Raw genomic sequence first — 9,563 nt, 5'->3', positions numbered from 1 at the left:
GACCAAGAACATCCGCTAGTAGAAACAACGCCGGTATCGATGAATTTTTGGGGATTCGATCCCATTATTCTTGACGTCGCTAAAGCCGGATTTCCTACTTTTGTAGAGCAAAACAAAGATAATCCGAAAGCCGAGTATTTTATTCCGTCTATTCCAGACCAAATGGTTCACCAAGGGGCCGCAGATTTTAAAGTAATACCAACAGAGGCCAAATGGTTTGGTGTCACTTATCCAGAAGATAAGCCATTCGTTACCAAGCAGATTGCTGATCTTGTTGAGCAAGGCGCTTACCCTGCCGTACTGTTTCAGTAGCGTAATAAAATGTTATGGCAAGATAGTTGTTATCGTAGCCAGACGAGTATTGAGTCACAAAATTAATATTTTATACCTATATATTAAAACGTTGTTATCCAAGATGGATTTAAGTTTGTTGAAGAGAAAGTTGCGGAAAGATAATCCCCGATGGGTGATCTTATTGATCGATATGATTATTGTGTTTTGCTGTTATTTAGGATCACACTTTATCGTAAATAGTTTCGTGGGGAATTTTAATGTAGAACTGATGGTCAAAAAATCGATCATCATTTTAATGGCTTATCTCGTTGCTTTTTTATGGATGAAGACCTATAAGGACATCGTTCGCCATACCGGGCTAAGTGAGGCTATTCGAATATTCAAGACCATATGGTTGGCCTGTATGATTTTGTTTTTCACTAATTTTCTTTTACGTTCATTCGTTCCTGCTGAGTCCATAGGAGCGCAGTATCTTCACCTTTCTTATTCACTCATATTTACGCACGGCTTCTTTACAATGGTGATGCTCGTTGCCGCTAGGGTTGCTTATCGGCAAATTTATGAGATGCTTTTTTTTGCTAAGCGTAAAAATAAACATGTGTTGATATTTGGCGCATCACGTCCAGGGCTGGTTGCCTTTGCCATGCTGCACGATGATATTCGAGCGAAAAATAAGGTAGTAGCTTTTGTAGAGGATAAAGTGAACAGAATTGGCAAAAATTCGCGTGGCCTGCGTATTCTGCATATCACAGATATTGATGAGGCTTATATAAAGAAACATGACATCGATGAAGTTATCATTGCTGTAGAGAACAATGATCCCGAACGTCTCGCACGCGTGACCGATCATTTTCAACAGTTAAACTTAGAGCTGCAAATAATGCAACCTGGACGCTCGCTACTTAATGGGGGAGGGAAACGGCAAATACGTAAACTCCGTATCGAAGATCTCCTGGGTAGAAAGCCTATCAGACTTGATAACCCGGTGGTTGAACAAGAGCTTAAAGGGAGGACGGTGTTGATAACAGGCGCTGCAGGATCTATTGGTAGTGAATTAGCGCGCCAAATTGCGAGTCTACCATATGGAAAAATAATCCTTTTAGATCAAGCGGAATCTGCTTTATACGATGTTCAGCAAACAATTCATTCAACGAACCCAGCCGAAGCATATTACATAGTTGGCGACGTGCGTGATAAGATTTTTATGCGTCGTATCTTTGACAAGTATAAGCCAGACGTCGTATTTCATGCGGCAGCGTACAAGCATGTTCCGTTGATGGAGGCGAATCCGTATGAGGCAATTTGGACAAATGTATACGGGAGCCGTATTATGGCGGACCTATCCATTGAATATAATGTCTATAAGTTCGTTATGATTTCCACGGATAAGGCCGTGAATCCGACGAACGTTATGGGAGCTACAAAGCGAGCGGCAGAGATTTATGTAAATTCATGTTCGCAGCGTTCCAGTACTAATTTTATTATAACCCGTTTTGGAAATGTATTAGGATCAAACGGTTCGGTAATTCCGCTATTCGAAAAGCAAATGGAGCGTGGCGGACCGTTGACACTCACTCATGCCGATATTACCCGTTATTTTATGACTATTCCTGAAGCATGCCAGCTCGTTCTTGAGGCAGGAGCCATGGGTAAGGGGGGTGAGATATTTGTATTTGATATGGGGAAATCTGTAAAAATTATGGATCTGGCCCAACGTATGATTAAGCTTAAAGGTTACCGATATCCTCAAGATATAGATATTAAGATCGTTGGACTTCGTCCTGGAGAGAAAATTTATGAAGAACTACTGGCGAACAATGAAAATACGATAAAAACACATCACCCTAAAATTATGATCGCTAAAGTTTCCTCAAGTGATATCATCGAAAAAAGAATTCGCTTGGAAGGTTTATGTGATTATGTTGCAAGTGAACATGGTAGCGCTGATTCAAATGCGTTGGAACTTGTGCGTCAATTGAAAGGAATTGTCCCAGAATTCGTCTCTCAAAACTCGGTTTTCAGCCAACTCGACTCCGAACATGCGCCGGTTGAGAAATTGTAGAGACTACCAAAATATAAAGTTATTAGCATCCATAAAGAAAACCCCTTCAAGCTTTGATGGGGTTTTCTTTATGGCCCATAGCTTTTCTCGTGTTTTGTTAGGTTAAAGTGGAATTGCCCCAAATATTTATTTCCGAGTGTTTAAGCGGTAGGGGAGAAATGTTGAGGTTTTCGCATGTTCGTTACTATTGGTGCATGTGGGTTTTTATGTCTAATTTTCTGATAAACAGAGTTTTATTTAGTTTAATTGGCACTACTTTAAATAATCTCAGGCCATACTAGTGAGATGCATGTTTTTAAATATAAACTAAAACGTTTTCGTAAATTAAGTAGGATTCTCTCGTTATCGGCTGAAATAATTGATATTATTGTATAAACGACTTCGGTCATACTTATAAACCGTAAACACTAGGTTTTCTAACCGGATTCCAATAAGGATGAAGCAAAGCCATAGCATCATGCTATCGTGTTTTTTCTTTTGAGTGGGAAAAGTCGAAAAAGAAACAAAACTAATTTAAACAGAATAATCAACATGAAGAAGCTGAATGCAATTGTTAAGATCGTGACCACAGCCGGGATGATGCTGGCACTGATGGTTCCATCCTCAGCACAAACCTCTGACGCAAACTGGAAGAATCTTTTTAATGGTAAAACATTGGACGGATGGAAGGCGGTAGGAGGGAAAGCACCATATACGATAGAGGACGGTGTAATCGTTGGAAGGATGACTAAAGGAACACCGAATTCGTTTTTGATAACAGAAAAAGAATATGGTGACTTTATCTTAGAACTTGACGTCAAGTTGGAAGGGAATCAGACGAATTCCGGCGTGCAAACACGAAGCCATATCGATCCAGCAGGAAATAATGGGCTAGGTAGGGTGTATGGTCGACAAGTCGAAATAGATCCTACTTCGAGAGCTTGGGCGGGCGGTATATACGACGAAGCGCGACGGCTATGGTTATATCCGTTGGACCTAAACCCAAAAGCGAAAACAGCATACAAGTCGGAGCAATACAATCATGTGCGTATTGAAGCCATTGGCGACGAAATGCGTACGTTCTTAAATGGCGTGCCGACGGCGTTTGTTATTGATACGATAGATCGAGAGGGCTTTATCGGCCTGCAAGTACACAGCATTCCTGATGAACTGGATGGCAAGAAAGTTTATTTTAAGAATGTCCGTATTCAAACAGAGAACTTGAAACCTACTTCATTTCCGAAAGATATTTACATTGTTAATCTAAAGGAAAATGACTTGAGCGTTGCTGAGAAAAAAGCAGGTGTAAGTCTTCTTTTTGATGGAAAGACGTCCAAAGGATGGAAAGGAGTGAAAACAGGTGCGTTTCCGGAGAAAGGGTGGACTATCTCAGATGGGATAATTAAGGTTGAAAAATCTGACGGTGCAGAGTCGACCAACGGGGGGGATATAATCACTCAAGAGCAATTCGCAGCCTTTGATCTTTCTTTTGAGTTCAAGTTAACTGAAGGTGCTAATAGCGGAGTCAAATACTTTGTGACTCTTAAAGAACAAACGAAAGGTTCGGCAATCGGGCTGGAATATCAGGTGCTGGACGATGAACGTCATCCCGATGCTAAGTTAGGTCGCGATGGTAATCGTACATTAGCTTCATTATACGACTTAATCACTTCTAACAGAAACAAACGTCCTCGCCGTCAGATAGGGGTATGGAATAGAGGTAGAATTGTCGTCACACCAGATAACAAAGTGGAGCATTATCTAAATGGGGAGCTGATGGTAACATATCAACGGGGAAGCAAAGAATTTAAGGATATTGTAGCTATCAGCAAATATAAAGATTGGGAAAACTTTGGTGAGGCAGAAAAAGGACATATCCTTCTTCAAGATCATGGAGATCAAGTTTCATTTCGTAGCATAAAAATAAAAAAATTGAAGTAGCACAGAAAATTAAAACGAATTACAATGAATCATTATTTATCACGTCGTAGCTTTATAAATCGTACGGCGATGCTTGGAGGAGCTACACTCTTATCCAATTCTGTGCTCGGTAAAGTCGCGATGGCAAAACCCAACGAACGTGTCAATCTCGCCTGTATCGGCATTGGTTTCCGGGGTGGGGAAATTATAAAAGCCCTATATAAGACCGGCTTGTGTAATATCGTCGCTCTATGTGATGTCGATATGGGGGCACCGCATACGCAAGAGGTAATCAGTATGTTTCCTGATGCTCCTAGGTTTCAGGATTTCCGTAAGATGTTCGATGAAATCGGGAATCAATTCGAGGCCGTAACGGTCGGAACACCTGATTTTTCTCATTTTGCAATAACCATGATGGCCATTGATCTAGGTAAGCATGTATATGTAGAGAAACCGATGGCACGGACATTCCTGGAAGTAGAGTTGATGACGCAAAAAGCGGCGAAATTTCCGAATGTTGTTACCCAGATGGGAAATCAGGGGCATTCAGAGGCAAATTATTTCCAGTTCAAAGCATGGAAAGATGCTGGAATTATAAAAGATGTACATCGTATTGACGCGCATATGAATATCGCTCGCCGTTGGCATGGGTGGGATACCAATATAAAAGGATTTCCCTACCCAGACCGAATACCTGAGACTTTAGATTGGGATCTATGGCAGATGCAAACCTTGGGTCATGATTACAATAAAGATTTTGTGAACGGTCAATGGCGCTGTTGGTTTGACTTTGGGATGGGCGCATTGGGAGACTGGGGGGCGCATATTTTAGATACAGCGCATGAGTTTTTGGAACTTGGTTTGCCAACGCAGGTTGATGCTGTTTCATTAGAGGGACATAATTCTTTTTTCTTCCCCATGTCATCAACCTTGAAGTTTCATTTTCCGAAACGTAAAAACATGCCCGCGGTGGATATCAATTGGTACGACGGAGTGGATAATTTACCTCCGATTCCTGAGGGATATGGCGTGTCGGGCCTTGATCCAAATATCCCAGCTCCAAGCACAGGAAAGATTGAACCTGCGAAGTTGAATCCGGGCAAGATTATTTATTCGAAAGAGTTAACGTTTAAAGGAGGTTCGCATGCAAGCACGCTTTCAATTATTCCTGAAGAACGGGCTAAAGCGTTGACGGATAGGCTGCCACAGGTCGCAGAAACACCGTCAAATCATTTTGCAAATTTTCTAAAAGCATGTAAAGGGGAAGAGAAGACTAGATCCTCCTTTGATATCGCGGGTCCTTTGAGTCAGGTTTTTTGCCTAGGGGTCGTTGCACAACGGTTAAATGCGAAACTGACGTTCGATCCTGTTCGGAAAGAAATCGTGAATGATAAATTTGCAAATAGCTTGTTGGTCGGACCACCCCCATCTAAAGGTTGGGAGCAATACTATAAGATATAATATTCGATTTTTTTCATAGACTTAGTTAGTGAATTCGGGCCTTTGAGGCCCGTTTTTCTTGATTATATACTTCTTTTAAAAAAAAAAGGTTTTCAAACGGGGAGAATGAAAACCTTTAACTAACCAATTATAAACCTAAATTATGATAGTACAAATATCGGCATTCTTAATCGAATGCCAAAATTTGTTCTTGAAAATGTAGTGTTAATTCTACACTAAGCGTTTGTAGTGGTTCGTTGAGGATTCAAGCTATTTAAGTAAGTTCACTGTTGTTCTTTTCGGAGAACGGCTTATTGTTTGATGATTTCTAGCAATTCTAAAGGGGAGTGAATGATAAATTCCGCACCACTTGCACGCAACTCTTGTTCTGATCTAAAACCCCAGGTAACGCCTATTGCTTTGACGCCAGCACCGTTAGCGGTGAGCATGTCCACGTTAGAATCTCCTAAGTAATAACAATCTTCTTTGTTTACAGCCAACCTCGCTAGCGTTTCGAGTACAATGGCCGGATCGGGTTTGATCGGGAAATTGTCCCGATGACCCAGAATCAAATCAAAATTGATCTTCGGAAAATATTGTGCAACGAGAGGTACTGCGGCCGCATGATACTTATTGGTGGCTACACTAATTTTGATATTTTTTTCCTGTAACTGTTCTAATAGCTGTTGAATTTCAGGGTATGGTTGGGTGTGGTCTTGCGCGTGGTCGTTGTAATGGGAGACAAAGGTATCTTTCACTTGTTTGATTAGCTCGGCGCTTCGTTTGTCGACTGGTATAATTCGCTCAATTAATTTGTCGACACCGTTACCGATAAAATTTTTATATGCCATGATGGGATGGGGAGCAAAGCGATGAACAGTTAATGCGTAATTACCGCTATTTGCTAAATCTTCTAATGTGTTTATTAGTGTTCCGTCTAGGTCAAAGATGATAAGTTTCATGGAGTAAAGCTAAAAATTATATAACGCAAACGAAAATTATCAGTAGGCTATATAGCAGGGAGTTTCGTCATTCTTTATTGTGAAAGACTGGAAAATATAAAATCGGTTCGCTCGTATTTGTTTTATAAAGAATAAATACTATCTTTATAGATATTGTAGCTAAACGCTTAGATAGGTGTGATATTTTTACAAAACGCCTTATTTTTTTAGCAGCTATAAAATATAAACTTATGTGTAATGGAACGACCAAACCTCCTCACGCGTAATCTCATAATTTAGGAAAAGACAGGGACTACAAGGTGTAGTCTGCTTTTTTCATATATATGTTGTTTAGTTAAAAGTGAATGCACCCTGTTCTCCAATGCCGATCGGAGAGCTCGGGTGCATACATTTTATTATCACAAATCTCCGATTTTATTTCTCCTAATTGCTTTCTGTTCCATCAGCATACTCAATTCGTAATTATTTGTTTTTTTTCATTCCTTATAGTTTTATACGACACACTTTCATATCCTTCACCGTTGTTTTCGAATTGCTTTGCTAAGTAGTTTGAAAATCGGATAATAAAATTTCGATCGTTTTATTTCTTTCAAGATTATATTGTTAACATGTTGGTATTAAGGTTATTAAAGTGTTACTGGCGTTTTTTAGATCTGTGATCTAGTGTGATTCTGTTCAATAGTCGATTCGTGGACACTGATATTCAAAAATATAAATAGTTCTTTAATTCTATTGTTGTAGTAAAAATATCATTCAACGATGTGTGAAATGTTAAATATTGTTTGTACTTTTACAGCATATAATTGAAATGTTTGGACAAGAAGAAACATTTTTGTTTGAGAAAAACTACCTAGCTTAAAAAGTGAGATGCGTACAAAATTTTTAAAGGTATATAACACCGTTCCTGTGACCACCAAATTGCTTGGAATAACCATTATTTTATCGATTATTTTGTTAGTACAGTTGGTGTGTTTACATTATTATTCTGCATTCTAAATTAGAGTTAATAGCAGGGAAAAATGAACTAGAGATTGGCTTGGAAAATAATAATGGCCGTGCTGAGCGGCCATTATATGCTTATGAAAATTATGCCCCCCGGGGAGGGGAACAGGCTCCAAAGTTATGTATTATTTTAAATTTATCCGAACAATAACGGATATTTTTTTTATGAACGATCCTGTTACCTGCTGTTTTATGTCGGATATTCTAGCCTCAATGCGTTTCCTTGCGCCTATTTCAAAGTGCTAGTTTTCACTAACTTTTAATTTTTCTTGCCTCGAACTAAGGGTCTTTGTAATACAGTTGTTGTTGCCCAGCTTACGCTTACGGGTATACACAATATGCGCAGACTGTACGCTGTAGCTACTCGCTAGTTTTATAGATTGCAAATAGCGTCTACTTGCATCTATAATTCTTTCATTAGTCTGTTAAAATTTGTTAAAGTATCGGCGACTATATACTATGCCTATGCCTTCGACGTTTAAGATATAAGAATACAGTAAGAGTAATTTTTTTCATAAATTAGGTTAATTAATAATTGGTTAGTAAAAAAAAGTCCTGAAGTTCCCCACTTCAGGATTTTTTTGTAATACAGGACACTTGAGCGGTAATTATCAGATAGGAGGTTGAAGGTCTAACCTAGAACGACGTCCATGGTCATCATAACAATAAAACCACCTATAAATCCTAATGTTGACCAATCTGAGTTCTCGTTTTGCTGACCTTCGGGGATCACTTCTTCGATCACAACGAAAATCATCGCTCCAGCGGCAAACGCTAATGCGTAGGGGAGAATAGGCGTGAAGAAACCGACGGCTAACGCGCCGACAACTGCAGCGATAGGCTCTACCAGAGCGGAGCTTTGTCCGTAGAAAAAGCTTTTACGGCGAGACATACCCATGCGACGGAGGGGCATTGATACGGCAATTCCTTCGGGAAAATTCTGAAGGCCAATTCCTAATGCTAATGCCACTGCGCCACCTATACTCGCTTCCGGGATGCCAGCACCTACTGCACCAAAAAGTACGCCTACAGCAAGACCTTCGGGAATATTGTGAAGCGTAATTGCTAGAACGAGTAGCGTCGTTTTTTGCCAGGGAGATTTCACTCCCTCTACTTTTTGAAAATTCACATGGAAATGTGGAAGTACCTTATCTAACGAAAATAGAAATCCCGCACCAAGTAAAAAGCCGATAATGGCGGGTACCACTTGAGCGAACCCTTCGCCTTCTGTCAGATCAATGGCAGGAATTAACAGGCTCCAAATGCTTGCTGCAACCATCACTCCACCAGTGAAACCTAACATCGTGTCCATAAAATTCCGATTCATTGTTTTTGACAGAAAGACTACGGCTGCACCCAACGCAGTAAGCGCCCATGTAAAAACGGTTGCATAGAATGCAGCGAGAATCGGTGAAATATTTGATAGATAGGCGATAATGTCGTTCATAAATCTATATTGTGATGTTTTTTTATTGCAAAAATAAAAAGTTGACCTAATCTAACAAAACTATTGCATAGTCTAACGTAAGAAATGTCTATGAATTTAATAGCGATTATTGATATCTTGCTCTCTTCGGTCGGCCATTAGAATTGAACCGTGGGATGATAGGTTTATTATTAATGAACGCGTGAAGAAGAAATAGGCTTTCTTAAGTGAAGGTCGGAGATTCACGATGCTGTTCTCCCCATCCTTTCGGGCTGACTCCAAACTGTTTTTGGAAATTTCGAATAAAGTGGGACGAAGAGCTAAATCCGACCATACTGGAGATTTCATAAACTTTGTAGTTCCCCTCTTGCAAAAGTATAGCCGCTTTTTTTAGTCGTGTAAGATTAATGAGTTCGTTTGGAGATAAGTCCGATAACATCTTTATTTTTCGATAAAGAGTGGGTCTACTCATATGCAT

General features: G+C 39.9%; 6 protein-coding genes and 1 pseudogene. 4 read left to right on the top strand and 3 right to left on the bottom strand.

Going from position 1 to position 9,563, the window contains the following annotated elements; all coding sequences use genetic code 11:
• The 4 genes and pseudogenes from HP439_RS15565 to HP439_RS15550 form a co-directional block, all read left to right on the top strand.
• A pseudogene (locus HP439_RS15565) lies at window positions 1–312 on the top strand (nucleotidyltransferase); the annotation flags it as partial.
• Between the two features lie 103 nt (window positions 313–415).
• Window positions 416–2,356: a polysaccharide biosynthesis protein gene (locus HP439_RS15560; protein ID WP_172391259.1), complete on the top strand. Its 1,941-nt coding sequence runs from the start codon at window positions 416–418 to the stop codon at window positions 2,354–2,356.
• Window positions 2,357–2,887: 531 nt separating this feature from the next.
• The gene (locus tag HP439_RS15555; protein WP_172391258.1) at window positions 2,888–4,276 is read left to right on the top strand and encodes a 3-keto-disaccharide hydrolase; all 1,389 of its coding nucleotides are present in this window, start codon (window positions 2,888–2,890) and stop codon (window positions 4,274–4,276) included.
• Between the two features lie 24 nt (window positions 4,277–4,300).
• Entirely contained in the window at window positions 4,301–5,716 is a 1,416-nt protein-coding gene (locus HP439_RS15550) for a Gfo/Idh/MocA family oxidoreductase (protein WP_172391257.1), read from the top strand.
• Window positions 5,717–6,006: 290 nt separating this feature from the next.
• Here HP439_RS15550 and HP439_RS15545 read toward each other — a convergent pair whose 3' ends face one another.
• The 3 genes from HP439_RS15545 to HP439_RS15535 form a co-directional block, all read right to left on the bottom strand.
• Window positions 6,007–6,657 (bottom strand): HAD family hydrolase, encoded by a 651-nt coding sequence (locus HP439_RS15545; RefSeq protein WP_172391256.1) that lies wholly within the window; start codon window positions 6,655–6,657, stop codon window positions 6,007–6,009.
• 1,633 nt (window positions 6,658–8,290) lie between these two features.
• A complete protein-coding gene (locus tag HP439_RS15540; protein ID WP_172391255.1) occupies window positions 8,291–9,106 on the bottom strand; it encodes a ZIP family metal transporter in 816 nt (271 codons plus the stop codon).
• A 202-nt stretch (window positions 9,107–9,308) separates the two neighbouring features.
• A partial coding sequence (locus tag HP439_RS15535; RefSeq protein WP_172391254.1) for a helix-turn-helix domain-containing protein occupies window positions 9,309–9,563 on the bottom strand: 255 nt, incomplete at its 5' end.

The organism is Sphingobacterium shayense (assembly GCF_013179575.1).
GTDB lineage: Bacteria > Bacteroidota > Bacteroidia > Sphingobacteriales > Sphingobacteriaceae > Sphingobacterium > Sphingobacterium shayense.
Note: the sequence above shows the minus strand (reverse complement) of the source record. Positions and strands in the feature narration are given on the sequence as shown.